The organism is Cellulomonas sp. PSBB021 (genome assembly GCF_002240455.1).
In the GTDB taxonomy this organism is placed as follows: Bacteria; Actinomycetota; Actinomycetes; order Actinomycetales; family Cellulomonadaceae; genus Cellulomonas; species Cellulomonas uda.
Genome location: NZ_CP021430.1, coordinates 313,484 through 339,030, shown reverse-complemented (window position 1 = coordinate 339,030; position 25,547 = coordinate 313,484). Strand labels below are relative to the sequence as shown.

General features: G+C 74.8%; 26 protein-coding genes. 13 read left to right on the top strand and 13 right to left on the bottom strand.

Annotated features, from left to right (window positions below; translation table 11 throughout):
- Positions 1 to 56 precede the first annotated feature (56 nt).
- On the bottom strand, positions 57 to 872 hold the full coding sequence (locus CBP52_RS01455) for a methyltransferase domain-containing protein (protein WP_094179519.1): 816 nt from the start codon (positions 870 to 872) through the stop codon (positions 57 to 59).
- Between the two features lie 155 nt (positions 873 to 1,027).
- Here CBP52_RS01455 and CBP52_RS01450 point away from each other — a divergent pair, with 155 nt between their 5' ends.
- On the top strand, positions 1,028 to 2,059 hold the full coding sequence (locus CBP52_RS01450; protein WP_232514603.1) for an acyltransferase family protein: 1,032 nt from the start codon (positions 1,028 to 1,030) through the stop codon (positions 2,057 to 2,059).
- A 21-nt stretch (positions 2,060 to 2,080) separates the two neighbouring features.
- On the opposite strand, the gene CBP52_RS01445 is transcribed toward CBP52_RS01450, so the two are convergent.
- Positions 2,081 to 2,467, bottom strand: coding sequence for a DUF1304 domain-containing protein (locus tag CBP52_RS01445; RefSeq protein ID WP_094179518.1), 387 nt, complete (start codon positions 2,465 to 2,467; stop codon positions 2,081 to 2,083).
- Positions 2,468 to 2,554: 87 nt separating this feature from the next.
- Here CBP52_RS01445 and CBP52_RS01440 point away from each other — a divergent pair, with 87 nt between their 5' ends.
- Positions 2,555 to 3,475, top strand: a complete 921-nt coding sequence (locus CBP52_RS01440; RefSeq protein ID WP_369826265.1) for a 3-methyladenine DNA glycosylase — start codon at positions 2,555 to 2,557, stop codon at positions 3,473 to 3,475.
- Between the two features lie 37 nt (positions 3,476 to 3,512).
- Here the strand turns inward: CBP52_RS01440 and CBP52_RS01435 are convergent, their stop codons facing one another.
- Positions 3,513 to 5,654 carry a hypothetical protein gene (locus tag CBP52_RS01435; RefSeq protein WP_094179517.1) on the bottom strand — a complete coding sequence of 714 codons (2,142 nt, stop codon included), beginning with the start codon at positions 5,652 to 5,654 and terminating at the stop codon, positions 3,513 to 3,515.
- Positions 5,576 to 6,169 carry a cutinase family protein gene (locus CBP52_RS01430; protein ID WP_157732466.1) on the bottom strand — a complete coding sequence of 198 codons (594 nt, stop codon included), beginning with the start codon at positions 6,167 to 6,169 and terminating at the stop codon, positions 5,576 to 5,578. Before CBP52_RS01430 ends, CBP52_RS01435 begins: the two co-directional genes overlap by 79 nt.
- A 162-nt stretch (positions 6,170 to 6,331) precedes the next feature.
- Between CBP52_RS01430 and CBP52_RS01425 the strand changes: the two genes are divergently transcribed.
- Entirely contained in the window at positions 6,332 to 7,921 is a 1,590-nt protein-coding gene (locus CBP52_RS01425) for an aspartate:alanine exchanger family transporter (protein WP_094179516.1), read from the top strand.
- A gap of 78 nt (positions 7,922 to 7,999) precedes the next feature.
- Here the strand turns inward: CBP52_RS01425 and CBP52_RS01420 are convergent, their stop codons facing one another.
- Positions 8,000 to 9,031, bottom strand: coding sequence for an ABC transporter ATP-binding protein (locus CBP52_RS01420; RefSeq protein ID WP_232514602.1), 1,032 nt, complete (start codon positions 9,029 to 9,031; stop codon positions 8,000 to 8,002).
- A gap of 109 nt (positions 9,032 to 9,140) precedes the next feature.
- On the opposite strand from CBP52_RS01420, the gene CBP52_RS01415 reads away from it, so the two are divergent.
- From CBP52_RS01415 to CBP52_RS01405, 3 genes are all read left to right on the top strand, one after another.
- Positions 9,141 to 9,824 carry an ABC transporter permease gene (locus tag CBP52_RS01415; protein WP_094179515.1) on the top strand — a complete coding sequence of 228 codons (684 nt, stop codon included), beginning with the start codon at positions 9,141 to 9,143 and terminating at the stop codon, positions 9,822 to 9,824.
- 25 nt (positions 9,825 to 9,849) lie between these two features.
- Positions 9,850 to 10,620, top strand: coding sequence for an ABC transporter permease (locus tag CBP52_RS01410; RefSeq protein ID WP_094179514.1), 771 nt, complete (start codon positions 9,850 to 9,852; stop codon positions 10,618 to 10,620).
- 89 nt (positions 10,621 to 10,709) lie between these two features.
- Entirely contained in the window at positions 10,710 to 11,711 is a 1,002-nt protein-coding gene (locus CBP52_RS01405) for a glycine betaine ABC transporter substrate-binding protein (protein WP_232514601.1), read from the top strand.
- A 21-nt stretch (positions 11,712 to 11,732) separates the two neighbouring features.
- Here CBP52_RS01405 and CBP52_RS01400 read toward each other — a convergent pair whose 3' ends face one another.
- The 3 genes from CBP52_RS01400 to CBP52_RS01390 form a co-directional block, all read right to left on the bottom strand.
- Positions 11,733 to 13,166: an NAD(P)/FAD-dependent oxidoreductase gene (locus CBP52_RS01400; RefSeq protein WP_094179512.1), complete on the bottom strand. Its 1,434-nt coding sequence runs from the start codon at positions 13,164 to 13,166 to the stop codon at positions 11,733 to 11,735.
- 113 nt (positions 13,167 to 13,279) lie between these two features.
- Positions 13,280 to 14,176, bottom strand: a complete 897-nt coding sequence (locus CBP52_RS01395; protein WP_094179511.1) for an oxygenase MpaB family protein — start codon at positions 14,174 to 14,176, stop codon at positions 13,280 to 13,282.
- Positions 14,177 to 14,209: 33 nt separating this feature from the next.
- Entirely contained in the window at positions 14,210 to 14,944 is a 735-nt protein-coding gene (locus CBP52_RS01390; RefSeq protein ID WP_094179510.1) for a glutamine amidotransferase, read from the bottom strand.
- Between the two features lie 122 nt (positions 14,945 to 15,066).
- On the opposite strand from CBP52_RS01390, the gene CBP52_RS01385 reads away from it, so the two are divergent.
- The 4 genes from CBP52_RS01385 (at position 15,067) to ybaK (ending at position 19,455) form a co-directional block, all read left to right on the top strand.
- Positions 15,067 to 15,636 (top strand): hypothetical protein, encoded by a 570-nt coding sequence (locus tag CBP52_RS01385; protein ID WP_094179509.1) that lies wholly within the window; start codon positions 15,067 to 15,069, stop codon positions 15,634 to 15,636.
- Between the two features lie 22 nt (positions 15,637 to 15,658).
- On the top strand, positions 15,659 to 18,217 hold the full coding sequence (locus tag CBP52_RS01380; protein ID WP_094179508.1) for an RNA helicase: 2,559 nt from the start codon (positions 15,659 to 15,661) through the stop codon (positions 18,215 to 18,217).
- 153 nt (positions 18,218 to 18,370) lie between these two features.
- Positions 18,371 to 18,934, top strand: a complete 564-nt coding sequence (locus tag CBP52_RS01375) for a VIT1/CCC1 transporter family protein (RefSeq protein WP_094179507.1) — start codon at positions 18,371 to 18,373, stop codon at positions 18,932 to 18,934.
- A gap of 20 nt (positions 18,935 to 18,954) precedes the next feature.
- Positions 18,955 to 19,455 (top strand): Cys-tRNA(Pro) deacylase, encoded by a 501-nt coding sequence (gene ybaK, locus CBP52_RS01370; RefSeq protein WP_094179506.1) that lies wholly within the window; start codon positions 18,955 to 18,957, stop codon positions 19,453 to 19,455.
- Here the strand turns inward: ybaK and CBP52_RS01365 are convergent.
- Positions 19,452 to 19,838, bottom strand: coding sequence for a YccF domain-containing protein (locus tag CBP52_RS01365; protein WP_094179505.1), 387 nt, complete (start codon positions 19,836 to 19,838; stop codon positions 19,452 to 19,454). The two genes, ybaK and CBP52_RS01365, sit on opposite strands and share 4 nt — an antisense overlap.
- A 112-nt stretch (positions 19,839 to 19,950) precedes the next feature.
- Here CBP52_RS01365 and CBP52_RS01360 point away from each other — a divergent pair, with 112 nt between their 5' ends.
- Positions 19,951 to 20,679, top strand: coding sequence for a YggS family pyridoxal phosphate-dependent enzyme (locus tag CBP52_RS01360; RefSeq protein WP_232514600.1), 729 nt, complete (start codon positions 19,951 to 19,953; stop codon positions 20,677 to 20,679).
- Here CBP52_RS01360 and CBP52_RS17430 read toward each other — a convergent pair.
- Positions 20,613 to 20,789, bottom strand: coding sequence for a hypothetical protein (locus tag CBP52_RS17430; protein ID WP_157732465.1), 177 nt, complete (start codon positions 20,787 to 20,789; stop codon positions 20,613 to 20,615). The genes CBP52_RS01360 and CBP52_RS17430 overlap by 67 nt on opposite strands.
- A 116-nt stretch (positions 20,790 to 20,905) precedes the next feature.
- On the opposite strand from CBP52_RS17430, the gene CBP52_RS01355 reads away from it, so the two are divergent.
- A complete protein-coding gene (locus CBP52_RS01355) occupies positions 20,906 to 21,277 on the top strand; it encodes a YidH family protein (RefSeq protein ID WP_094179503.1) in 372 nt (123 codons plus the stop codon).
- Positions 21,274 to 21,597: a DUF202 domain-containing protein gene (locus tag CBP52_RS17785; protein WP_141321413.1), complete on the top strand. Its 324-nt coding sequence runs from the start codon at positions 21,274 to 21,276 to the stop codon at positions 21,595 to 21,597. Before CBP52_RS01355 ends, CBP52_RS17785 begins: the two co-directional genes overlap by 4 nt.
- Positions 21,598 to 21,669: 72 nt before the next feature.
- On the opposite strand, the gene CBP52_RS01345 is transcribed toward CBP52_RS17785, so the two are convergent.
- The 3 genes from CBP52_RS01345 to cimA all read right to left on the bottom strand — a co-directional run bounded on the left by CBP52_RS01345 (position 21,670) and on the right by cimA (position 25,463).
- A complete protein-coding gene (locus CBP52_RS01345) occupies positions 21,670 to 22,746 on the bottom strand; it encodes a biotin/lipoate A/B protein ligase family protein (RefSeq protein WP_094182051.1) in 1,077 nt (358 codons plus the stop codon).
- A gap of 51 nt (positions 22,747 to 22,797) precedes the next feature.
- Positions 22,798 to 23,688, bottom strand: coding sequence for a sensor domain-containing protein (locus CBP52_RS01340; RefSeq protein WP_094179502.1), 891 nt, complete (start codon positions 23,686 to 23,688; stop codon positions 22,798 to 22,800).
- A gap of 122 nt (positions 23,689 to 23,810) precedes the next feature.
- Positions 23,811 to 25,463 (bottom strand): citramalate synthase, encoded by a 1,653-nt coding sequence (gene cimA / locus CBP52_RS01335; RefSeq protein ID WP_094179501.1) that lies wholly within the window; start codon positions 25,461 to 25,463, stop codon positions 23,811 to 23,813.
- Positions 25,464 to 25,547 lie beyond the last annotated feature (84 nt).

Genomic DNA, 25,547 nt, shown 5'->3' with positions numbered 1-25,547 from the left:
CTCGCCCACGTCAACGCCCTGTCACCAACGTGATGGCCGAGTACACCTAGGCGGCGTCAGGCGCGCGCGAGCACCTCGCCATGCAGCACCGCGAACCAGCCGTCGGGCTGGCGGCCCCACTCGTGCCACGCGTCCGCGAGCTGCTCGAGCCCGACCTCGTCGGCCAGCCCGTGCGCGATCGCCTGCTGCGCGAAGTTCGACGCGACGCACCGGTCGGCCCACAGGCCGGCCCACCACGCACGGTCCTGGGGCGTCGCGTAGCACCACACGCCGGCGCTCGGGGCGACGCCCGCCGGGTCGAAGCCGGCCTCGCGCACCCACTGCAGCAGCCGGCGCCCGGCGTCCGCCTCGGCTCCGTTGGCCTGCGTGACCTCGTGGTACAGCGCGGACCACTCGTCCAGGCCCGCCGACGGCGGGAACCAGGTCATCCCCGAGTAGTCGCTGTCGCGCACCGCGACCACGCCGCCCGGGCGCGTCACGCGCCTCATCTCCCGCAGCGCCGCGACCGGGTCGGTGAGGTGCTGGAGCACCTGGTGGGCGTGCACCACGTCGAACGTGTCGTCGTCGAACGCCAGCTCGTACGCGTCGCCGACCTCGAACGTCACGTTGAGGGCGCCGGCGTCCGCGGCGGCCTTGCGGGCGATCTCGATGACGGCGCTCGACGCGTCGATCCCGTGCACCTCGCCCGGAGCGACACGCTGCGCGAGGTCGATCGTGACCGTGCCCGGACCGCAGCCCACGTCGAGCAGGCGCTGGCCGCGCTCGAGCACGGGCAGCAGGTACGCGGCCGAGTTCTCGGCCGTGCGCCACCGGTGGGAGCGCAGGACCGACTCGTGGTGGCCGTGCACGTAGACGTCGTCGCGGGTGCTCACACGCGAGGGTAGGCGCCGGGACGGGGGAATGATCAAGGCACGGGACGCGCTGGCCCATCATGCGAGACGACAGCGACTGTGCGCACCGCGAGCGACCGCCGCGCGCCGCCTCCCACGTCCGGCGGGTGCCGCACCGCCCGTCGTAGCGTCGGCACGTGGCACGGCTCGCGGGCATCGACGTCGCGCGCGGGACCGCCGTCCTCGGCATGGTCACCGCGCACGTCGGCCCCGACGCGCCCGGCCGCACCGCGACCGCCGACCGGGTCCTCGAGCTCGCCGACGGCCGGTCCTCCGCGCTGTTCGTCGTCCTCGCGGGGCTCTCGCTCGCACTGCTGTCCGGCGGCCGCGCTCCCGCGGTCGCCCGTGACCTCACCAGGGCACGGGTACGGATCGCGGCCCGCGCGCTCGTCGTGCTCGCCGTGGGGCTGGCGCTCGAGCGGCTGGACACGCCGATCCTCGTCATCCTGCCCACCTACGCCGTGCTGTTCCTCGCGGGCTGCGCGGTGCTCACCTGGACCGTGCGCACGCTCGTCGCGGCGGCGGCGACCGTGGCACTCGTCGCGCCGGCCGTACGCGAGGCGGTCGGCCTCGACGCCGACCCGGGCGCGGGGCTCCTGGGCGACCTCGCCCTGCTGCTCGACGGACCGCACTACCCCGCGCTCGTCTGGTCCGCGTACCTGCTCGCCGGGCTCGCACTCGGCCGCTGCGACCTGACCGCGCCCGAGGTGCAGCGCCGGACGGCACTCGTCGGCGGCGCGCTCGCCGTCGTCGGGTACGGCGGCGGGTGGCTCGGTCGGCTCCTCGCCGAGGACACGGCCCTGCTGTCCACCCGGCCGCACGCGTCGTCCCCGGTCGAGGTCGTCGGGAACACCGGGGCCGCGCTGCTCGTCGTCGCCGCGTGCCTGGCGGCCGCACCGCGTCTGCCGCGCGCGCTCTCGCCGCTCGCCGCCGTCGGCGCGCTCGCCTTCACCGCCTACACGGCGCAGGTCGTCGTGGTCGCCGCCGTCGGGCCGCAGATCGTGTGGCGACCGCTGTGGACGTCGTGGCTCGTGGTCGTCGTCGCGACCGTCCTCGCCTGCTGGGCGTGGCGCGCCTGGCTCGGACGCGGACCGCTCGAGCGGTTGCTGCACGGCGTCTCCGCGCGCGTCGCCGAGCGCGTGGTGCCGCGCGCGGCACCGGTCGGCTGATCGCCGGCGGCCACGTCCGGCTCAGACGAGCACGACGAGCGCCGCGACGACCGCGAGCAGCGGCACCGTCCCCTGCGTGGCCGCCGCCCGCGCCATGCGCCGGTCGCTCGCGACGAGCACCACGGCCGCCGCCAGCATCGAGCCGCACGCGAGCAGCACGAGCGCCAGCCCGGACGGGCGAGAGCCCTCCGCGAGCACCAGCGCCGCCCCGACCCCGGCGCCCACCGCGAGGAACAGGTTGTAGAAGCCCTGGTTGTACGCCCACGGGGCCACGGTCTCGACGTCCTGCGGCTGCGTGCGGAAGCGTCGGTGCACGTCCGGGCGGCGGAACAGCACCGCCTCCATCACGAAGATCACGACGTGCAGCACCGCGGCTGCCAGGGCGAGGAGCGCGCACACGACGACCATGCCCCCAGCATGCCCCCAGCCCGTCCCGCGTGCGGCGTCGGGCGCCCGCGCGTCAGGACGTGACCGGCGCGTCCGTACCCTGGAGCGGTGACCACGCCCGCGACGACCACGCCCGCGACGCCGCCCGTCGAGCGCCCGCTCGTCGTGCTGCCGCACGCGACGTGGCGCCGGACCGCCGACGCGCACGCGGCCCGTGCCGACGCGGCCACCGCGGGTCACCGCGAGCGCCGCTCACGCCACGAGCGCCACGCGATCGAGGACTTCCTGTTCGAGTACTACCCCACCAAGCCCGCACTGCTGCGCCGCTGGCACCCGGGCGCGGGCGTCGCGCTCGAGCCCGGTCCCGACGGTCCCGCGCCGCACGCCGCGTGGCGCTGGTACATCGTGGACGACGACGGCTGCACGCGCCTCGACGTGGACGCGTTCCTCGCCGAGCGCGGGGAGACGGTCCGGTACGTGGCGACGATCGTCGGCGCCACCGCCGCACGCCCGGCCGCGACCGGCTGCTTCGGGCTGCACGAGTGGGCGATGGTCTACCGCGAGGCGGAGCACCGGCACCCGCTGCCCCTGCGGCTGGGCGGTCGCGGCACTGACGACGTGGTCGAGGCGCACCGCATCCGGTGCACGCACGTCGACGCGTTCCGCTTCTTCACCCCCGACGCCGCACCCCGCAACACGCTGCAGCCCACCCGCGAGACCCAGCCCGCCCTGGAGCAGCCCGGGTGCCTGCACGCCAACATGGACCTGTACAAGTGGGCGCTCAAGCTCGGTCCGCTCGTCCCCGGCGACCTGCTGCTCGACTGCTTCGAGCTCGCCCGCGAGATCCGCACGACCGACATGCAGGCGTCGCCGTACGACGTGTCGTCGTACGGCCTGGAGCCCGTCGCGATCGAGACCCCTGACGGCAAGGCCGAGTACGTCCGGCGCCAGCGCGACTACGCGCAGCGTTCGGCATCGCTCCGAGCGCGCCTCCTGACCGCCTGCGCATCGGCCGCGCCGACGACGTGACCGCGCGTGCCGGCGACGCGTCACGGTGCGTCACGGCTCAGCGGACAGCTGCGGTCGCCTTCGAGGTCGTCGTCGCGGTCACGTAGCCGGGTTTGGAGCCGGTGACCTTCACCGTGATGACCTTGCCCCTGTCGGAGGCCTTCAGCGTGTACGTCGTCGACGACGCCCCGCTGATCGCCTTGCCGTTCGCGTACCAGCGGTAGGAGAAGGTGGTGCCCGCCGTCCAGGTCCCGCGGTAGGCCGTGAGCCGCGCGCCGACCTTGGGCGTGCCGGTCACGGTGGGCCGGGCGGTCGCAAGCGTGCCCTTCACGACCGCGGCGGTGGCCTTCGACGTCCGCGTCGCCGTGACGTACCCGGGCTTGGTCCCGGTGACCCGGACGGTGACGGTCCGCCCGACGTCGGCCGCGCGCGGCGTGAACGTCGTCCCGGTCGCCCCGGCGACCGCCTTGCCGTTCACCGACCACTGGTAGGCGAAAGACGTCCCCGTGGTCCAGGTGCCGCGCTTGGCGGTCAGCCGCACCCCGACCTTCGCGGTGCCGCTGACGGTCGGGGTCGCTGCCGTGAGCGTCGCGAAGCCGAGGTCGACCTCGACGTCCTGGTACCCGGTCCGCGCGGGCGGCAGGGTCACCGGTGCCGCGCTGAGGGTGGTGGTGCCGAGGTCCGCGTGCACGAGGTACGGGTTCACGCCGCCGTACAGCGCGCCGATGCGGTACCGGCCGTTCGCGTCGGTGACGGCCTGTTCGCTCTCGCTCGTCCCGAGCCCCGAGTAGCAGCCGGTCCCACCACCCCAGTCGGTGTCGGGCGCGGCGGGGTCCCACGACCGCTCCCGCGAGAGGTGCACCGTGGCGCCGGGCACGGGCCGGCCCCGCTCGTCCCTGACCGTCCCGGCCACCGAGCTCCCGCGGACCATGCGGACCGAGCTCTCGGCGGGACGCCTCGGGTCGTAGCCGGCCATCTCGACGTACACCCGGGCGGTGTCGAAGTAGAGCCGGCAGCCGCCGTAGGACCACCGACCGGTGTGGAACGCCCAGCCGTCGGCCTGGGTGACGGCCCGCCACCCGTACTCGCTGACGGCGATGCCGTCGAGGGCGCGGCCGCTCGCCGCGTCGTAGGCGTACACGTGGACGCTCGACGCCCGGCTCAGGGCCTGGTCGGTGCGGGCGAGCGGGCCGCCGACGTGGACGGGCGTCGCCCGCGAGGGCGAGTCGGACTCGTTGCTCAGCGGCTGCGTCGAGTGGTACTGGTCGAAGAGGTCGACGTAGCCCTCGGCCTGCGACTGCTCCCAGGTCTGCGCCGTGGGCGGGCCGTCGCCGAAGAACAGCAGGTACCCGCCGTCGTAGCTGCCGACGATCGCGTAGTACCCGTCGCTGTCGGTGCGGTCCATCGCCAGGCGCCGGTCGGACTCGCCGTCCCACCCGTCCGTCGTCCGCTCGAGCCAGACCTCGACCCCCTCGACCGGCTCGCCGTCACGGTCCGTGACGTACCCGTCCACACCCCCGCACGTGCCTGCGGTGTCGACGTGCACGACGACGCGGATCGTGCGGGGTGGTTCGAGGCCGGTCGTCGCCGTGGTGACCAGCTCCCAGCGCCCTGCGGGGAGCGTGCCCGTGAGGCGACCGTCGTCGGCGAGGTCGAGCCGGTACGGCCCTCGGGTGAAGCCGTGCTCGGTGAACGTCGCGCCCGACAGCGCACCGGTCAGCAGCGCGGGCTCGACCGTGCGCCGCTGGGCGGCGGCGCCCGCGGTGCTCAGGGCCTTGACGGGGACCGCGGCGGACACGTCGCCCGAGGGGCCGCAGGCCAGGACGGTCACGGTGCGGTGCTCGGGCACGACGAACCTCGAGGCCCGCTCGATCGCGGGGCCGGCGAGCGCGCTCAGCTCGGGCACGTCGTACGCGGTGTGCACGGCGGTGCCGTACTCGACGAGCGCGGCGATGCCGACGATCGGTTCCCACGGCACCCCGGTGACCGGGGCGGCGAGGTTCGCGAACAGCCGCGCCGTGTCGCACACGAGGTCCTGCGAGGCGCACAGGTCGGTCGTGACCCCCGCGAGCGCGTGCGGCACCGCGTCGTACCCGAGCCCGGCCGGCGGAACCCAGGAGCTCAACCCGTTCCCCGGCATGGCGGTGCCGATGTTGTCCTGCCGGTCGCCCGCCGACCGTGACGGGTTCGCGACCAGCATGACGCCCGCGTACAGCTGCGGGTCGGGGAACTCGGGAGCACCTCGCTGATCACCATCGCACCCTGCGAGTACCCGATGAGCGCCCACTTCTGGTCCGGGCACGTCCGCCGGGCGGTGCTCAGCCGCTCGCGCAGCACCTGCGCCCCGGTCTCGATCGACCGGAAGTAGCTCCAGTCGGACGTGCCGGGCAGGCCGAGGTCGATGAGCTGGCGGAAGTCGTCGGCGAGCACGGACATGGCCGCCGCCGGGTACGGAAGCGTCTCGACCGTCGTCGTGCGCCGGCCGTCGACGCCGTCGAGGAACGCGTCACGCACGGCGCTCGTCTTCGTCGCGGACGAGGACTCCCCCGACCCGCGGATGCTCAGCACCAGCAGGTCGGTGCACCGCCCCGTGGGTGCGGGTGGGGACGAGACAGGCGACGAGGACGGCGTCGCGGCCGACGGTGCGGCCACGAGCGCGACGACCAGCGGGAGCACGGCGAGCAGGGCGCTGGCTCTCGCACGCAGGGTCGGCACGCGGTCACCGTAGCGACCGGGACGAGCCGCGCATATGCCCGATTCGGGGTACGCGGGTGGGCACCCGGGTCTTTGGGACCAGATCGGCCCTCCTGGCGCGCCCTTGAATGGGTGACGGCAGCGCCGCCATCCCCGCGGCGTCCCTAGCGCCACGGAGCAGCGATGTCCCAGGTGTTCGAGTTCCTCGCCGAGCAGCCCGTCCTGCTGCTCTTCGCCGCGATCGGGATCGGCTCCGCGATCGGGCACGTCAAGGTGCGCGGCGTCGGCCTGGGTGCCGCGGCCGTCCTCCTGCTGTCGATCGGCCTCGCGGCGTGGGCCGGGTCGTACGACGTGCACCTGGAGATCCCCGAGGCGATGGGCACGCTCGGGCTCGCGCTGTTCACGTTCTGCGTGGGGATCATCTCCGGCGCCACGTTCTTCTCGTCCCTGCGCCGCAGCCTCGGGCCGATCCTCGCGGTCGCGGGCGTGCTCGTCGCGAGCGCCGCCCTCGCGGTCGCGGTGGGCGGTCTGCTGCGCCTCGACGACCCCGTCGTCGCCGGCTCCTGGGCGGGGGCCGTGACCAACACCCCCGCGCTCGCCGCCGCGCGCGACGCCGCGGGCGACGACACCGGACCGACCATCGGCTACGCGGTGACCTACCTGTTCGGCGTCGTCGGGATGCTCGTCGCCGTGTCCGCCGCGCTGCGGCACCGCGGTCAGGACGCGGACGCGCCGCCCACGCTCGTGAGCCGCACCGTGCGCGTCGAGGTCGACGCCAACCTCAGCGTCCAGGAGCTCGAGGAGCTGCACGGCGACCGCATCAAGTTCTCCCGCGTGCGCCGCGGCGAGACGTCGCCGATCCGGACCGCCGGCGGCACCGACCTGCTGCTGCTCGACGACCTCGTCACCGTCGTCGGGCCGCACGAGGACATCGACGCCGTCACCCGCGAGCTCGGCCACACCTCGTCGCACCACCTCGAGACGGACCGCCAGTACCTCGACATGCGCCGCATCACCGTCTCCGCGGAGCATGCCGCGGGACGCACCGTCGGCGAGCTCGACCTGCTGCACCGGTTCGGTGCGACCGTGTCCCGCGTGCGGCGCGGGGACGTCGACATGCTCGCGACCGACGACCTGCAGCTGCAGCTCGGGGACCGGGTCCGGGTGATCGCGCCGCGTGAGCGCATGCCCGAGGTCTCGACGTGGTTCGGTGACTCCTCGCGCGGGCTGTCCGACATCGTGCCCGTGGTGCTCGGCCTCGGGATGGCAGCCGGGATCCTGCTCGGCACGATCCACATCCCCGTGCCGGGCGGTGTGTTCACCATCGGGTCGGCGTTCGGCACGCTGCTGATCGGCCTCGTCCTCGGCAGGATCGGCCGTATCGGCCCGGTCGTGACGGCGATGCCGTACACCGCGGCCCAGGCGATGTCCGAGCTCGGCCTGCTGATCTTCCTGGCCCAGGCCGGCTCGCGCGCCGGCGGCCAGATCGGTGCGGCCTTCACGTCCGGCGAGTGGCTGAGGATCCTCGTGCTCGGCGTCGTCGTGACCGGCTTCGTGTCAGCGGGTCTGTACGTCGTCATGCGGCGGGTGTTCCGGGTCGGCGGCACGCGCCTGTCCGGGATCATGAGCGGCGCCCAGACGCAGCCCGCGATCCTCGCGTTCGCCAACGCGCGCACGCAGTACGACGCCCGTGTGGCTCTCGGGTACGCGCTGGTCTACCCGGCCGCGATGATCACCAAGATCGTCGTCGGGCGCATCCTCGGAGGCCTGTGACGCTCGGGCCGGTGACGCTCGGGCCCGTGACGCTCGGGCCTGTGACGCTCGGCCCCGTGACGTTCAGGCCCGTAATGCTCAGGCCGTCGTCGTCCCGCCCGGGGTGACGTCCGCCGGGCCCGCGACGAGCCGGCGCAGCGCGGTCAGGACGTCCGCCGCGGTCACGGCGCCGATCGGGGTGCGCCCGTCGTGCACGGCCGCCGCCCTCACCCCGTCGCTCGCGATCGCGTCGAGGACCTCACCCAGCTCGTCGCCGAGCTGCACGACGGGCGCTCCCGCGGGTGCGGTCGTCGCCGGGTCGACGTCGTCCCGGGCCAGGCGGCCGAGGGCGAGGAGGCGGGCGGTGCGCCCGCGGCCGACGAGGTCGGCGACCGCGGGCGTCGCGGGCCGGGCGACGACGTCGAGCGGGGGCGCGAGCTGCTCGACGTGGCCGCCGGTGCTCATGACCGCGACCCGGTCGGCCATGCGGACCGCCTCGTCGACGTCGTGCGTCACGAGCATGACCGTGGTGCCGAGCTCGCGCTGGATGCGCGCGAACTCGTCCTGCAGCCGGCGCCTGCCCACCGGGTCGACCGCGCCGAACGGCTCGTCCATGAGGAGCACGGGCGGGTCCGTCGCGAGCGCACGGGCCACCCCCACGCGCTGACGCTCGCCGCCCGACAGCTCGTGCGGGTAGCGCCGCGCGTACCGGTCCGGCGCGAGCCCGACGAGCTCCAGCAGCTCCGCGACGCGCGTGCGGGTACGCCCGCGGTCCCAGCCGAGCAGACGCGGGACGGTGGCGACGTTCTGCGCGACCGTGCGGTGCGGGAACAGGCCGACGTTCTGGATCACATAGCCGACGTGCCGACGCAGCTCGACCACGTCGAGCGTCGCGACGTCGCGGCCCTCGACCAGCACGCGGCCGCTCGTCGGCTCGACGAGGCGGTTGACCATCCGCAGCGTCGTCGACTTGCCGCACCCCGACGGTCCGACGAGCACGAGCACCTCGCCCGTGCGCACGTCGAGCGACAGGTCGTCGACCGCGGCGGGGGCGTGCGCGCGGGACGCCGACGAGCCCGCGGCGTAGGTCTTGGCCGCGTGCTCGAACCGGATCGCCCACTCGTCGTCCACGCGAGGGACGCTAACGGCGCGCACCGACAACCGCGAGCCCCCGCGCGTCGTCCGCCCTGGTCGGGCACTCGCCGGGCGCGTGTCGGAGGGCGGGTCTACCTTCGCTGCCATGTCCACGACCGACGCGCCACCCAACCCGTGGTTCTCGTGGGACTACGTGGCGCGCAACTCCGAGGACATCCAGCGCGCGCTCGGCCAGCACGTGTCGCTCACCGTGCAGGCCGTGCTGCTCGCGCTCGTCGTCGCGCTCCCGCTCGCGTTCGTCGCGCACCTGCGGCCGCGGCTCGCCGGGCCGGTCGTCGGGACGGCCGGGGTGCTCTACACCGTGCCGTCCCTCGCCCTGTTCGCGCTGCTCGCGCCCTACACGGGCATCGGGCGCACGACGGTGCTCATCGGGCTCGTCCTCTACGCGCTGCTGGTGCTCGTGCGCAACGTGCTCGTCGGCCTGGCCGGGGTGGACCCGGCGGTCACGGACGCCGCGCGCGGCATGGGGTACGGGCGCGTGCGGATGCTGCTGCAGGTCGAGCTGCCGCAGGCGCTGCCGAGCATCGTCGCGGGGGTGCGCGTCGCGACCGTGACGACCGTGGCGCTCGTGACGGTCGGCGTGGTGGTCGGGTACGGCGGGCTGGGGCAGCTGATGTTCCGCGGGTTCCGCAGCGACTACCACGCGGAGATCATGACCGCGACGGTCCTGTGCATGCTGCTCGCGCTCGTCGCCGACCTGCTCGTCGTGCTCGTGGGTCGGCTCCTGACGCCGTGGCGCGCGGTGCGGGACGAGCGGGTGCGGGCATGACGGACCGCGGCCACCGGAGGTCCGCGTGGACCTGCTGACCGAGGCGTTCGCGTGGCTCAACGACCCGTTGAACTGGACGGGTCGCAACGGCGTGCTCGCGCTGACCGCCACGCACCTGCAGGTCACGGCACTCGCCGTGCTGCTCGCCGCGGTCGTCGCGCTGCCCGCGGGCGTGTGGCTGGGACGCGCCCGGCGCGGCGGCACGCTCGGCGTGGTCGTCGCGAACACCACGCGCGCGCTGCCGACGCTCGCGCTCCTGACGCTGCTCGCCTCGGCCGGGCTGTTCGGCAACCCGGCGACCGTCGTCGCGTGCGCGGTCTTCGCGGTCCCACCGCTGCTGACCAACACCGTGACGGGTCTCGCGGGGGTCGACCGCGACGTCCTGGACGCCGCGCGCGGGCTCGGGATGAGCGGTGCCCGCCGGCTGTGGCTCGTCGAGCTGCCGCTCGCGGTCCCGCTCGTCGCGGCGGGCGTGCGCACGGCCGTGGTGCAGGTCCTGGCCACCGTCCCGCTCGCCGCGCTCGTCGGCGGGCGCAGCCTCGGGTCGGTCGTCGTCTCGGGGTTCGCGACGCAGCGTTACGGGCAGGTGCTCGCGGGCGGTCTGCTCGTCGCGGTGCTGTGCCTGGTCGCCGAGGGTCTGCTCGCGCTCGCCCAGCGCGCCGTCACACCGCGCGGCGTGCGCGACGCGGCACGCCGGTCCGGACCCCGGCGCACCCGCCGCGCCCTCACGGCCGCGGATCCCGTGCCACCGGTTGCCGCCGCCGGCGGCCGCCGTTCGAATGGGACCGCGCGATGAGCGCTCGTGAGGTCCGTCCGCTCCGCCTCGTCGTCCGCCCCGTCACCCGCCTGGTCGTCCGCCCCGTCACCCGCCGCCCTGGAGGCACCGTGTCCCCGAACCGCAAGCGCCTCGCCGTGCTGTCCCTCGCCGCGTCCCTGATCGCGCTCGCCGGCTGCGGCGACCCGGGTTCGGGCGGCGGCAAGGCTGACCCGACGAACGCGTCGTCCGCCACGGGCGGTGCCTGCGAGCCCGTCGCGGGTGAGCAGCTCGTCGTGCTGGAGGACGACAAGACCCTGCAGAACGCCGACAACGTCATCCCGGCGGTCAGCGCGTCGGTGGCCGAGGCGCACCCCACGCTCGTCCCGCTGCTCGACACGGTCTCGGACGCGCTCGACACCGAGCGCCTCATCGCGCTCAACAAGGCCGTCGACATCGACCGCCAGACGTCCAGCGAGGTCGCGGCGGCGTTCGTCGAGGACGAGGGCCTCGCGGCGAGCGAGCAGTCGGGTGAGGGCGCGTCGGTGGTCGTCGGCGCCGCGAACTTCTCCGAGAGCAGCACGCTCGCCAACATCTACGCCGAGGTCCTGCGCAGCGCCGGGTACCAGGCGCAGGTCCGGGAGATCGGCGCACGCGAGACGTACCTGCCGGCGCTCGAGTCGGGCGAGCTCGCGGTGGTCCCGGAGTACGCGGCGACGCTCGCGGAGTTCTTCAACACCACGGTCAACGGGGCCGACGCCGAGCCGGTCGCGTCGGGCGACGTCGACGCGACGGTCGCGGCCCTCGAGCCGCTCGCGAAGGAGCGTGGTCTCGTCGTGGGCACGGCGTCGGCGGCGCAGGACCAGAACGCGTTCGCGGTGACGCAGGAGTTCGCCGACGAGCACGGCGTCACCACGCTCTCGGAGCTCGCCGAGGCGTGCGCGGGCGGGCTCACGCTCGCCGGGCCGGCGGAGTGCCCGGAGCGCCCGTTCTGCCAGCCCGGGCTCGAGGAGACGTACGGCCTGGTGTTCACGGACTTCACGGCGTACGACTTCGCGCTCATCGGTGAGGCCGTGCGCAAGGGCGAGGCGGCGATCGGGCTGGTCCTGTCCAGCGACGGTTCGCTCGGCTGACGCCGCGGGCGCCCCGGACCCTCAGAGGCCGGCGCTCTCGGCGAACCGCAGCCACACCTCGCTGACCGTCGGGTACGACGGCACGGCGTGCCACAGCCGCGCGAGCGGCAGCTCGCCGACCACCGCGATCGTCGCCGCGTGCAGCATCTCGGCGGCGTCGGGCCCGACGAACGTGGCGCCGACGACCACGTCGTCGCGCGCGGTGTCGAGCACGAGCTGCGCCCGGCCCGCGTAGTCGGGTGAGATGACGCTCGCTCCCGCGACGTCCGCGAGCTCGTAGGCCACGGTCCGCACGGCGAGCCCCGCGTCCCGCGCGGCGCGCTCGGTCAGCCCGACCCACGCGACCTCGGGCTGCGTGAACACCACCTGCGGCACGGCCGCGTGGTCCGCGCTGGCCCGGTACCGGCTCCAAGGGCCCGCGGACGCCTCGGCGCGGCGCGCGGCCTCGTCGGGCCCGAACCGGGCGGCGACCACGTCGCCCGCGACCCGCGCGTCGTACTTGCCCTGGTGCGTGGTGCCGGTCCGGCCGGTCACGTCGCCGACCGCGAACAGCCACGGCACGCCGGGGAAGCCGAGCGCGTCGTCGACCTCGAGCGGTGCGCCGGGCTCGAGGTCGATCGTCTCGAGGCCGAGGTCGCGGGTGCGCGGGTGGCGGCCCGTCGCGACGAGCAGCTCGTCGGCAGTGACGTCCTCGTCGTCGAGGGTGACGTGGACCCCGTCGGCGTCCCGGTGCACGCGTCTGGCCTGCGCCCCGAGGACGACGCGGACGCCGCGCGCGCGCAGCGACGCGAGCACGGCGGCGCCGGCGAACGGCTCGGCGCCCGCGAGCAGGGCGTCGCCCCGGACGAGCACGGTCACGCGGCTTCCGAGGCTCGCGAAGGCGGTGGCGAGCTCGCACGCCACGACTCCCCCGCCGAGCACCGCGAGCCGCGCGGGCACGTGCTGCGCGGACGTCGCGTCGCGGCTGGTCCACGGTCGCGCGGCGGCCAGCCCGTCGACCGGTGGGATCGTCGGCAGCGAGCCGGTCGCCACGACGACCGCGTGCCGCGCCTCGACCTCGACCGTCCCGTCGTCGGACTCGACGACGAGCGCGCGAGGTCCGGTGAACCGCGCGTGCCCGCGCAGCAGCGTGAGCCCCGCGCCCGCGACCCAGTCCGCCTGCGACGAGTCGTCCCACCGGTGCGTGATCTCGTCGCGCCGCGCGAGCACGGCGGCGACATCGAGGTCCCCGGGGTCACGCACGCCCGGCGTGCGGCGTGCGGCCTCGCACGCGGCGTCGGGCCGCAGCAGCACCTTCGACGGCATGCACGCCCAGTAGGAGCACTCGCCGCCGACGAGCGCCGACTCGACGAGCGCCACGTGGAGCCCGGTGCGCGACGCCCGGTCCGCGGCGTTCTCCCCGACCGCTCCCCCGCCGATCACGACCACATCGAACGTCTGCTGCGCCTGCGTCATGGGGTCTCCCGTGTCCGCGCCGGCCGGGTCGACCGGTCCCGCCGCCACGCTCGCGCGTCCGGCGCCGCGCCGCAAGGGCGCGCGTCAGGGCGACGCCCGTGCGACAGGGGGGGTCAGCCGCGGGGCGCCCCGACCGCGCCGGGCTCCCGGCTGACGCGGCGCGCGTCGTCGGGGCCGAGCACGAACCGGATCGTGCGGACCGCCGCGTGCCCCGCGGCGAGCGCCGCGGGGCGACGCACCGGTCCGACGCGACGCAGACCCAGCTCGGCGACCGCCCACGCCGGGAGCGTCGCGACGGCGGCGGCGCTGAGCGCCGCGTACCCGGCGCGCATCGCCGGGGGCACGGGCGGCTCGTGGAGCAGGAACCGCGCGGTGTCGCGTGCCTGCTCGCCGACGGCGAGCACGGGCCGGTACCCGTCGATCGCGGCGGCGAGGTCACGGGTGGTCTCGGGCAGGTCCTCGACACCGAGCGCGCGCCCGACGACGGCCGCGTCACGCAGGTACGCGTCGGCACCGGGCGCGTCGAGCGGCCGCGCGCCGAACCGCTGGTGGGCGCGCAGGAACGAGTCGACCTCGGCGACGTGCACCCACCGCAGGAGGTCGGGGTCGTCGGCGCGGTACGGCTCACCCTGCGGCGTGCGCCCGCGGACCCGCGCGTGCACCGCGCGCACCTGGTCGACCGCCGCCTGGGCGTCGTCGGCGGTGCCGAAGGCGGTCACGGCGAGGAACGTGCTGGTCCGCGCGAGGCGGCCCCACGGGTCACCGCGGTACCCGGAGTGCCCCGCGACCCCGGCCATCGCGGCGGGGTGCAGCGACTGCAGCAGCAGGGCGCGCAGGCCGCCGACGAACATCGACGCGTCACCGTGCACGCGGCGGATCGCCGCGTCGGGCGGGAACCAGCGAGGACCGGGCGTGCCGTGGATGCGCTCGCGGCTCGCGATGCCGTCGGGGCCCGCGACCCGCAGGAACAGGGCGGTGCCGACGCGGCGGCGCCAGGGTTCGAGGATCACGGTCCCATGGTGCGACGGCCGGGCCGCGCGCGCTCAACGACGCCGGTACCGCTCGACGAACGCGGCGAGGACGAGCGGCGGCGCCCACACGTCGGCTGCCCCGACCCGCGCGAGGACCTGCTCCTGCTCGTCGGGCTCGTAGTACCCGTACCCGCCGTAGACCCGGACGCGCGCGGAGATCCCGGGGACGTCGAGCTCGGGGTGGAACTGGGTCGCGTAGAGGTTGCGCCGGACGCGGAACATCTGGACCGGGCAGGTCGCGGAGGTGGCGAGCAGCGTCGCGGTGGGTGGCAGCACGCGGCACGCCTCCTTGTGGCCGACGAACGCGTCGAACGCGTCGGGCACGTCGGCGAGCAGCGGGTCGCGCCGACCCTCGGGCGTGAGGGTGATGCGCACGGCACCGATCGGCTCGGCGTAGGTGCGGTCGATGACGCCGCCCTGGTGCGTGCCGAGCGTCCCGACGCCGTAGCAGGCACCGAGGAACGGCAGGTCTCGCGGGACGACCTCGTCGAGCAGCGTGGACATCTCCCGCTCCACCCGCAGCTGGGTCGCGGACTTGCGGTCCGCGGGGGTGCTCGCGTCGAACGGGCTCCCGCCGACGACGATCCCGCTGATCGCGTCCAGGTCGAGCGCCGGCATGGGTCCGGCCTCCAGACGGACGCGGACCAGCGAGCCCTCGTCGAGCCCGCCGAAGCGCAGCACCTGCGCGTACTCGTCGTCCGCGGCGTCGTCCTCGGCGCGCGAGGCCAGCAGCACGAACGGCTTCATACGCCGACGCTATCTCCGCGGGCCGCGTCCGTCCGGGTGACGGCCGACGCGCCTCGTGGCACCCGGGTGCGTCCTGTGCCAGTGTCACGTCCGCCGGACGACGACCGACGTGAGGAGACGGCATGCCGCGCCTGAGCGCGCCCGTGGTGATCGGTGCCGCCCTCGTCGCGGTGCTCGGCGGCGTCGCGGTCGCGGGCTGGCAGCTCGGCCGGCCGGACGACGCGCCGCTCGCGGTCGAGGTCCTCGGCCCCGCGAGCGTCGCCCTGAGCGAGACGTACACGGGCCCCGCGGGGGTGTGCCCGGGGTACACGGCGGACGTGCCGGTCCCGATGCGGTGGCACCAGGCCGACGGGGCGACGACGATGCTCGGTGACGACGGCCTGCTCCTCACGTGCTTCGGCACGGTCGAGGAGGTCGGGACCCTCGACGACCTGGTCGCCGACCGTCGCGCGCACGGCATCCGGGGCGAGACGAGCGACGACGCGAGCCACCCGCTCGTCGGCGCTCCCGTGCGGGTCGTGTCCCCGTTCGGCGACTCGGTGCGGTTCGAGTACGTCATCGGGCTGCGCACCATCACGGAGTGGGTGGTCGAGCGCGACGGCACGATCTTCGCGGTCGGCTACCTGCACGACGGGTCGGCGTCCCGGCTCGCCGAGGTGCAGGCCGTCATGGCGGGATGGCGCTGGGCCTGACGACGGGTGGGAGGATCAGGCGGTGCCCGCGACGCTCGCCGACCGGATCCCGGCTGACCCGACCGACCCCGACGCCCTCTACGAGGCGTTCACGGGGTGGGCGGCCGAGCAGGGGCTGCGGCTGTACCCGCACCAGGAGGAGTCGCTGCTCGAGCTCGTGACGGGCAGCCACGTGATCCTGTCGACCCCGACGGGATCGGGGAAGTCGCTGGTGGCGACCGCGGCGCACTTCGTCGCCCTCGCGCACGGGCGTCGCACGTTCTACACCGCGCCGCTCAAGGCGCTGGTCAGCGAGAAGTTCTTCGCGCTGGTGGCGGCGTTCGGCTCGGAGAACGTCGGCATGATGACGGGCGACTCGGCGGTGAACCCGACGGCGCCGATCATCTGCTGCACCGCGGAGATCCTGGCGAACCTCGCGCTGCGCGACGGTGCGGACGCGGACGCCGGCCAGGTCGTCATGGACGAGTTCCACTTCTACTCCGACCCGCAGCGCGGGTGGGCGTGGCAGGTGCCGCTGCTCGAGCTGCCGCGCGCGCAGTTCGTGCTCATGTCGGCGACGTTGGGTGACGTCACGTTCTTCGCCGACGACCTGCGGCGCCGCACGGGCGGCGAGGTCGCGGTCATCACCAACGCCGAGCGACCGGTGCCGCTGACGTTCTCGTACGTCGTCGAGCCGCTGCACGAGGTGCTCGACGAGCTGGTCACGACGCGCCGAGCGCCGGTGTACGTCGTGCACTTCACGCAGAAGGAGGCCGTCGAGCGCGCGCAGTCGCTGCTCTCGGCGAACCTCACGAGCCGCGAGCAGCGCGACGCGATCGCCGCCGAGCTCGGCGCGTTCCGGTTCGGCCCGGGCTTCGGCAAGACGCTGTCCCGCCTGCTGCGGCACGGCGTGGGCGTGCACCACGCGGGGATGCTGCCCAAGTACCGCCGGGTCGTGGAGCGCCTCACCCAGAAGGGCCTGCTGCCCGTGGTGTGCGGCACGGACACGCTCGGCGTCGGCATCAACGTCCCGATCCGCACGGTCGTCCTGACGAGCCTGGTGAAGTACGACGGTCAGCGCATGCGGCACCTGTCGGCGCGCGAGTTCCACCAGATCGCGGGCCGGGCCGGGCGCGCGGGCTTCGACACGGTCGGCGAGGTCGTCGTCATGGCGCCCGAGCACGTCATCGAGAACCGCAAGGCGCTGCAGAAGGCCGGGGACGACCCGCGCAAGCTCAAGAAGATCGTGCGCAAGCAGGCCCCGCCCGGGCACGTGAACTGGACGGACAAGACCTTCGAGCGCCTGCGCGACGCGCCCCCCGAGCCGCTGACCTCGAGCTTCGCGGTGACGCACGCGATGGTGCTGCACGTGCTGGCGCGCGGGGAGCGCGGCGAGGACCCGGTCCTCGCGATGACGCGCCTGCTGACCGACAACCACGAGCCCGAGGGCGCCCGCGGTCGCCACGTGCGCCGCGCGATCGCGGTCTACCGGTCGCTGCGGGCCGCGGGCGTCGTCGAGCGCGTCGAGGTGGCGGACGCGTCCGCACCCCGCGGGCGTCGTCGGACCGTGCGCCTGACGCACGACCTGCCGCCGAACTTCGCGCTGAACCAGGCCCTGTCCCCGTTCGCGTTCGCCGCGCTCGAGCTGCTCGACCAGACCGACCCCGGCTACGCGCACGACGTGGTCTCGGTCCTCGAGGCGACGCTGGACGACCCGCGCCAGGTGCTCGCCGCGCAGGAGAACCGCGCCCGTGGCGAGGCGGTCGCGGCCATGAAGGCGGACGGTCTCGACTACGACGAGCGGATGGCGCTGCTCGAGGACGTCACGTACCCGCGCCCGCTCGCGGACCTGCTCACGGCGGCGTTCGCGACCTACCGCACGACGAACCCGTGGGTCGCCGACCTCGAGCTGTCGCCCAAGTCGGTGGTGCGCGACATGCACGAGCGCGCCGCGACGTTCGCCGAGTACGTGAGCGTGTACAACCTCGACCGCACCGAGGGCGTGCTGCTGCGCTACCTCGCGGACGCGTACCGCGCGCTGCGCCAGACCGTGCCGGAGGACGCGCGCACCGAGGAGCTGTGGGAGCTCGTCGAGTGGCTGGGCGACCTGGTGCGCCGCACGGACTCGAGCCTGCTGGACGAGTGGGAGCGCCTCGCGAACCCGCTCGACGAGCACGGTGCGGACGCACCCGGCGGCGTCGACGACGACACGCCGCAGCCCGTCACCGACAACCCGCGCGTGTTCCGCGCGCTCGTGCGCGGCGCGCTGTTCCGCCGCGTCGAGCTCGCCGCGCGCGAGCAGTACGGCGCGCTCGCGGCGCTGGGCGACGTGGACGAGGAGGGTGCGCCGTGGACCGCGGAGCGCTGGTCGGCCGCGCTCGACCCGTTCTACGACGACCACGACGAGGTGCTCACGGGCGCCCCCGCCCGCGGCCCCGCGCTGTTCCAGGTCACGGCCGGACCGGCGACGTGGCGGGTGCGGCAGCTCCTGGACGACCCGGAGGGCGACCACGACTGGCGCATCGATGCCGTCGTGGACCTCGCGGCGTCGGACGAGGCGGGCGAGGTGGTGCTGCGCGTGGTCGAGGTGGGCGCGCTGTGAGGGCTCCCGACCGGCTGCCCGGACGGCTGCCGGACGGCGTGTCGACCGAGCGTCGCTCGGGGGCTCACGAAGGGTAGGCACACCTGCATCTGCGCAGGTCAGGGCAGCCTTCCCAACGATGACAGCCCTCCGCGAGCGGCCTACCGTGACCGCATGGCCACGCTCTCGACGATCCTGCGTCCCGACTCGCGCCCCGTCGGCGAGCCGATCGACGGCATCGCTCTCAACGGTCTGCGCGCGGGCGTCCTGGGCGCGAACGACGGCATCGTCTCGATCGCCGCGCTGGTGGTCGGCGTGGCCGGCGCGTCGCCGGGCTCGAGCGCGATCCTCATGGCCGGTGTCGCGGGTCTGGTCGCCGGTGCGCTCTCGATGGCCGCCGGCGAGTACGTCTCGGTGAGCTCGCAGCGCGACGCGGAGCGCGTCGCGCAGCTGCCCGAGCACGAGCTCGTCCACCCGTGGCACGCGGCGTTCGCGTCGCTCGGCGCGTTCCTGCTGGGCGGGCTCGTGCCCCTGCTCGTGGCGCTCGTGCCGTGGGGCGGCGGGCTCGTGCCCGCGGTGTTCGCCGCGGTCGCGCTGGCCCTGGTGCTGACCGGCTCGGTGAGCGCCCGCGTCTCGGGCGCACCCGTGTGGCCGGCTGTGCGACGCAACGTCGTCGGGGGCTCGGTCGCGATGATCGTCACGTGGGGCATCGGGACGCTCGTCGGCCTGGCGGTCTGAGACCGCCCTAGGCTGGTCGCGTGGCCAAGAACGTCAAGCACGCGCCTACCGGGACCCCCGCTCTCGTGGCGCTCGCCGCGGCGGGTGTCCCGCACACCGCGCACCCGTACGAGCACGACCCGGCGTCGGACGTCGGCTACGGGCTCGAGGCCGCGCAGGTGCTCGGGGTACCCCCCGAGCAGGTCTTCAAGACGCTGATGACGGTCGTCGACGGCACGCTCACCGTCGCGGTCGTCCCCGTGACGGGCCAGCTCGACCTCAAGGCGCTCGCCGCGGCGGCCGGCGGCAAGAAGGCCGCCATGGCGCCGAAGCCCGACGCGGAGCGCGCGACGGGCTACGTGGTGGGCGGCATCTCCCCGCTCGGCCAGCGCCAGGCCCATCCGACGGTGGTCGACGAGACGGTGTGGCTGTTCGACACCGTGTTCGTCTCGGGTGGCCGTCGCGGGCTCGACGTCGAGCTCGCGCCCGACGACCTCGTGCGTCTCACGGACGCGACGGTCGCGGACATCGCCAAGGCCTAGGCGAACGGGCGGTCGCTCGGCACGACCCGCCGGCCGAGGGGCAGCAGCGAGACGGGGATCATCTTGAGGTTCGCGACGCCCAGCGGGATCCCGATGATCGACACGAACAGGGGGATCGCGGTGAGCACGTGCCCGATCGCGAGCCAGATGCCCGCGACGAGGAGCCAGATGACGTTGCCGATCGTGGACCAGGCACCCGCGGTGGGCTTGTCGACGACGGTGCGACCGAACGGCCACAGCGCGTAGCCGGCGATCCGGAACGACGCGATGCCGAACGGGATCGTCACGACCAGCAGGCAGCAGACGACGCCCGCGACGACGTAGCCGAGCGCGAGCCAGAGCCCGGCGAGCACGAGCCAGATGACGTTGAGCAGGGTCTTCACCCGCTCAGGCTGCCATGCGCGCGAGGGCATGGGGATCGGTGGACACCCTGGTCCGCCCCCGATCCCGGACGGGTTGGTCGCGACGGGCGAGGGTGGGCTAGGTTCGCTGGCCGTGGAGGACGACCTGCCCGCACGGCTCGCCGCGGTCCGCGAGCGCGTCGCACGCGCGTGCGCGGCCGCCGGGCGCGACGGCGTGCGCCTGCTCCTGGCGTCCAAGGCGCAGCCGCTCGAGACGGTCCGCGCGGTGCTCGAGGCGGACGCCGCGGCGCGCGCGGCCGACCCGTCGCTCACCCCCGTGCTCCTCGGTGAGAACCGGGTGCAGGAGCTCGTGGCGAAGGCCCCCGCGCTCGTCGAGCACTCCCCCGCGTGGCACTTCATCGGCCCGCTGCAGTCCAACAAGGTGAACGCCGCGCTGCGCTGGGCGACGTGCGTCGAGACCGTGGCGTCGCTCGACCTGGCGCAGCGCCTCGCCGCGCGCGCGGGCGACGGGCTGGACGTGATGGTCCAGGTGAACGTCTCGGGCGAGCCGACCAAGAGCGGCGTGGCGCCGCACGAGGCGGCCGCGCTCGCCCGGGCGGTCGGGGCGCTGGCCGGGGTGCGGCTCGTCGGGTTCATGACGGTGGGTGCGCGGTCCGACGACGAGCGCGTGGTCGCCGCGGGCTACGACCGGCTGGCGGCGATCCGGGACGAGGTGGTCGGCAGCGGCGCACCCGGCACGGCGGAGGCGGTCGAGCTGTCGATGGGGATGAGCGGCGACCTGGAGGTCGCCGTCGCTCACGGGGCGACGATCGTGCGCGTCGGCACCGCGGTGTTCGGCAGTCGGCCCGCGACGACGAGCTGAGCGCGGACGCGGCGGACCCGGGGGCGTGCGCGGCGCAGTGCCGCCAGCTCGCGCGCGTGCAGCAGCGCCATGCGCCGCAGCTCGCGGTCGAGCGTCGAGCTCTCCTGCATCGGCCCCTCCCGTCCCTCGTCCCGTTCGTGTCGTGCGGCCGCCGAGTCCTGCACACCAGGGGCGAGACGTGCGCGTCCAGATACGCACCGGCGCCCCGGGACCGCACAATGGCGGGGTGAGCGAGACACCCGACCGCCGTCGTCCCACCTGGGTGTACGGCCAGGGCGACGAGCCCGACGCGCGGTTCTCGCTCGCGAACGAGCGCACGTTCCTCGCGTGGGTGCGCACCTCGCTCGCGCTGCTCGCGGGCGGCGTCGCGCTCGAGGCGCTCGACCTCCCGGTCGAGGAGCGGCTGCGGCTCGCGGCGTCGGTCGTCCTCGTGGTCCTCGGCACGCTCACGCCGCTGCTCGCGTGGTGGGGCTGGGCGCGCGCCGAGCAGGCCGTGCGCCGCGGGGCTCCGCTGCCCGCACCGGTCGGCTTCTTCGTGCTCGTCGCGGGGGTGCTCGCGGCGGGCGCGCTCGTGCTGCTCGGGCTGCTGCTGCGATGAGCGGGCGTGCGCCCGGTGAGCAGGGGCTCGCGCTCGAGCGCACACGTCTCGCGTGGCGCCGCACCGGGCTCGGGCTCGCCGCGGGGTCGGTCGCGGCCGGGCGGCTGCTGCAGGAGCTCGTCGGGCCCGTGGCGTGGGTCGTCACGGTGCTCGGGCTCGTCGCCGCGGCGCTGGTCGTGCGCGTCGCGTTGCGCCGGTACACGGGGGGCGCGTGGCGCACCGCGGGCGGCGGTCTCGTCGCCGCCGTGGCGGTGGGCTCGGCGGTCGTCGGGGCGGTGGCGCTCCTCGTCGTGCTGGCCGGCCAGGCGCGGCTCGTCTAGCGCGGCTCGTCCAGCGCGGCTCGTCCAGCGCGACTCGTCCAGCGTGACTCGTCCAGCGCGGCGCCCGCCGCGTCACGGCACGCGGGCGGTCCACGACGGGTCCGCGAACTTCGTGCGGCGCAGCTCCTCGGCGCGCTCGAGCTCGTCGGCACGCAGCTCGCCGGGCACGCTCGGGTAGTGCGCGCGGAAGTGCGCCTCGAACGCGTCGATGACCGCCTCGCGCGGCAGGTGCGTCTGCGAGCGCACCGGGTCGACGCGCTTCGCGGCGCTGCGCGTGCCCTTGTCGGACACCTTCTCGCGGCCGATGCGCAGGACCTCGAGCATCTTGGCGGCGTCGATGTCGTACGACATCGTCACGTGGTGCAGCACCGCGCCGCCGACGACGCGCTTCTGCGCGGACCCGGCCAGCTTGCCCGCGGGTGACGCGATGTCGTTGAGGCCGGTGATCGCGGCCTGCACGCCCACGTCCGCGAGCGCCCCCAGGACCCACTGGTTGAGGAACGCGTAGGACTCCTCGAACGTCATGCCGTCGACGAGCGACGCGGGCACGACGAGCGAGAACGTGATGCAGTTGCCCGCCTCCATGAACATCGCCCCGCCGCCCGAGATCCGGCGCACCACGGTGATGCCGTAGCGCTCGGCGGCCTCGAGGTCGACCTCGTTGCGCAGCGACTGGAACGACCCGATGACCACCGCGGGCTCGTCCCACTCCCAGAACCGCAGCGTCGGGCCGCGGCGGCCCGACGCGAGGTCCTCGGTGAGCACCTGGTCGAGCGCGGTGTGCAGGGCGGGCGGCAGCGGGCCGGGGCGCAGCACCTCGAACGTGTGGTCCTCCCAGGTGGTGGACAGCCCGAGCGCGCGGCGCACCGCGACCGCCACCGCACGCTCGTCGAACCCGACCATCGCGACCGGACCGAGGAGCCGCCCGGTGTCCTGCGCGTCGGCCAGCCGGGTGCGCACCGCCTCGGCGAGCCGGCTCGTCGTCGTGTCCCGCGGCAGGCCGGTCAGGGCGGCGTCGATCTCGGCGAGCGCCTCGTCGGGCTCGAGGAAGAAGTCTCCGGCGACGCGGACGTCGGCCAGGACGCCGTCGCGGACCGTCAGGTCGACGGTGACGAGCTTGCCGCCCGCCACCTTGTACTCACCGTGCAGCGTGGGCTCGTCGTCCGTCACGGCACCAGCCTAGGCGCGGCGGCGGTGCGGTCACCCGAGCGCCTGCACCGCATCGTGCGCGCGTTCCTGCACCATCGTCGACAACGACTCGGGTGTGCCGAGCGAGGCGAGCAGCTCGCCGCGGTCGCCCTCGCCGAGCGCGGTCGCCGTCCACGTCACGATCGTGTTCCCGACGAGCACGTGCCCGCGGTACGACGGCGCGTCGACACCCTCGGCGCTGTGCACCACCTCCTGCACCACCGCGGGATACACCCCCTGCCCTTCGATCGCCGGCTCCGCGGTCCACGTGGCGCCGTCCATCCCGGGGTTGGCCTGCGAGTACGTCGGGCAGCCGTCGACCGTCGTCACCAGGTCGCGGAACGCCTCCTGCGCGGCCGCCGGGTCGGCGAGGCGCACGACCTGCTGCACGAAGTCGACCTTGTCGTTGACGTACGACCGCGCGACGAACCCGGGCGGCGGGTCCGCGACGACCGTCACGGCCACGGTGCACTCGGCGGGCTCGACCGACGACCCCTCCGGCAGCCCCCACGCGAGCTCGCCCATCCCGATGCCGACCTCCACGCCGTCCGCGGCCGCGGGCACGTCGGCGACGAGGTCGGCCTTCTGGACGAGCAGGGTGCGCATGGTGCGGTCGTCGAACACGGCATCGGCTCCCGGGACGGGTGGTGCCGTCGGTGACGCGCTGGGCGTCGGCGTCGGCGTCGGCGCGGGCGTGGTGCCGGCGGCGCTGGACGCCGCGGCGGTGGCGGTCGGGACGACCACGGGCTCGGTCTCGTGGTCGGCCCACGGCTGGGCGACGAGCAGCGCGACGAGCACGAGCGCGAGCACGACGAGCGACGCGACGACCCACCAGCGGCCGCGGCCCGACCCCTCGTCGGGCCCGGGTGGGACGCCGGGACCGACCGGCTCGGAGCTCGTCACGCGCGTCCCTCCCCGCCCGGTCCACCAGGCTGATCGTTGCCCGCAGGCCACCTGCGCCGGCGGCCTGGTCCGAGGCTAGGCCGCTTCGCCCCGCACCGCTAACGCCGTCCCCCGGACGCGCGTCAGCGCGGGGCGACCCCGCGTCGACGCAGCCCCCAGATGGTCCCGTCGGTGAGCGCCTCCCACGACGCCTCGAGCAGGTTCGGCCCGACGCCCACCGTCTGCCACACGGCCTGGCCGTCGGTGTGCTCGATGAGCACGCGCGTGACGGCGTCGGTGCCGTGCATCGAGTCGAGGATGCGGACCTTGAAGTCGATGAGCTCGAAGTCCTCGAGCTCGGGGTACACGCCGACGAGCGCCTGGCGCAGCGCGTGGTCGAGCGCGTTGACCGGGCCGTTCCCCTCGCCCGTGGAGACGAACCGCTCACCACCCGCGTGCAGCTTGACGGTGGCCTCCGCGTTCGCGGGCGTGCCACGACCGCCGGCACGCTCGACGATCGTGCGCCACGACTCGACGGTGAAGTACTGCGGGCGGGCGCCCTCGATCTCCTCGACGAGCAGCAGCTCGAACGACGCGTCCGCCGCCTCGTACGTGTACCCGCGCGCCTCGGCGTCCTTGACGCGCTCGGTCACGCGCGACAGGACCTCGGGGCGCTGCGACAGGTCGAAGCCGAGCTCGCGGCCCTTGAGCTCGATCGACGCGCGACCGGCCATGTCGGACACGAGCATGCGCATGTCGTTGCCGACGAGCGCCGGGTCGGTGTGCTGGTACAGGTCCGGGTCGACCTTGATCGCCGAGGCGTGCAGCCCGGCCTTGTGCGCGAACGCGCTCGCGCCCACGTACGGCGACCGCGCGAACGGCGAGATGTTGGTGACCTCACTGATGGCGTGGGCGATGCGGGTCAGCTCCGCGAGTCCCGACGACCGCTCCTCGTCGCGCGCGAGCACCGGCAGGCCGTACTTGAGCTCGAGGTTCGCGACGACGGCGAGCAGGTCCGCGTTGCCGGTGCGCTCGCCGTACCCGTTGACCGTGCCCTGCACGTGCCGGCAGCCGGCCTCGACCGCGGCGAGCGTGTTCGCCACCGCGCACCCCGAGTCGTTGTGCGCGTGCATGCCCAGCACCGCGTCGGGCCCGACGGCCGCGCGCACGTCCGCGACGACCTGCGCGACCCAGGACGGCACCATGCCGCCGTTGGTGTCGCACAGCGCGACGACCTCGGCACCCGCCTCGAACGCCGTCAGCACGGCCGCGCGCGCGTAGGCGGCGTCGAACCGGAAGCCGTCGAAGAAGTGCTCGGCGTCGACCACGACCCGGCGCCCCTCACCGACGAGGAACGACACCGAGTCGGAGATCATCGCGAGGTTCTCCTCGCCCGTGGTGCGCAGCGCGCGCTCGGCGTGCCGGATGTCGCTCTTCGCGACGAGCGCGACGACCGGCGCCTCGGAGTCCACGAGAGCACGCACCTGCGGGTCCTGCGACGCGCGCTGCCCGGGCTTGCGGGTCGCGCCGAACGCCGCGAGCTCGGCGTTGCGCAGGTCGAGCTCCTTGGCGGCACGCTTGAAGAACTCCGTGTCCTTGGGCACCGCACCGGGCCAGCCGCCCTCGATGAACCCGACGCCGAGCTCGTCGAGCAGGCCCGCGACCACGATCTTGTCGGCCACGGACAGCGCGATGCCCTCCTGCTGCGCGCCGTCACGCAGCGTGGTGTCGTAGACCTGGAACGCGCCTGCGGGCAGGGCGGGGCTGAGAGTCGTGTCGGAGGTCGGTGCGGTCACGGAGGTGCTCTCTTCAGGCGTGCGGGACTGCGGGGACGGGCTTCGTCGGACGGGTGCGTCCTCGTGAGACGGCCCCGGACCAAC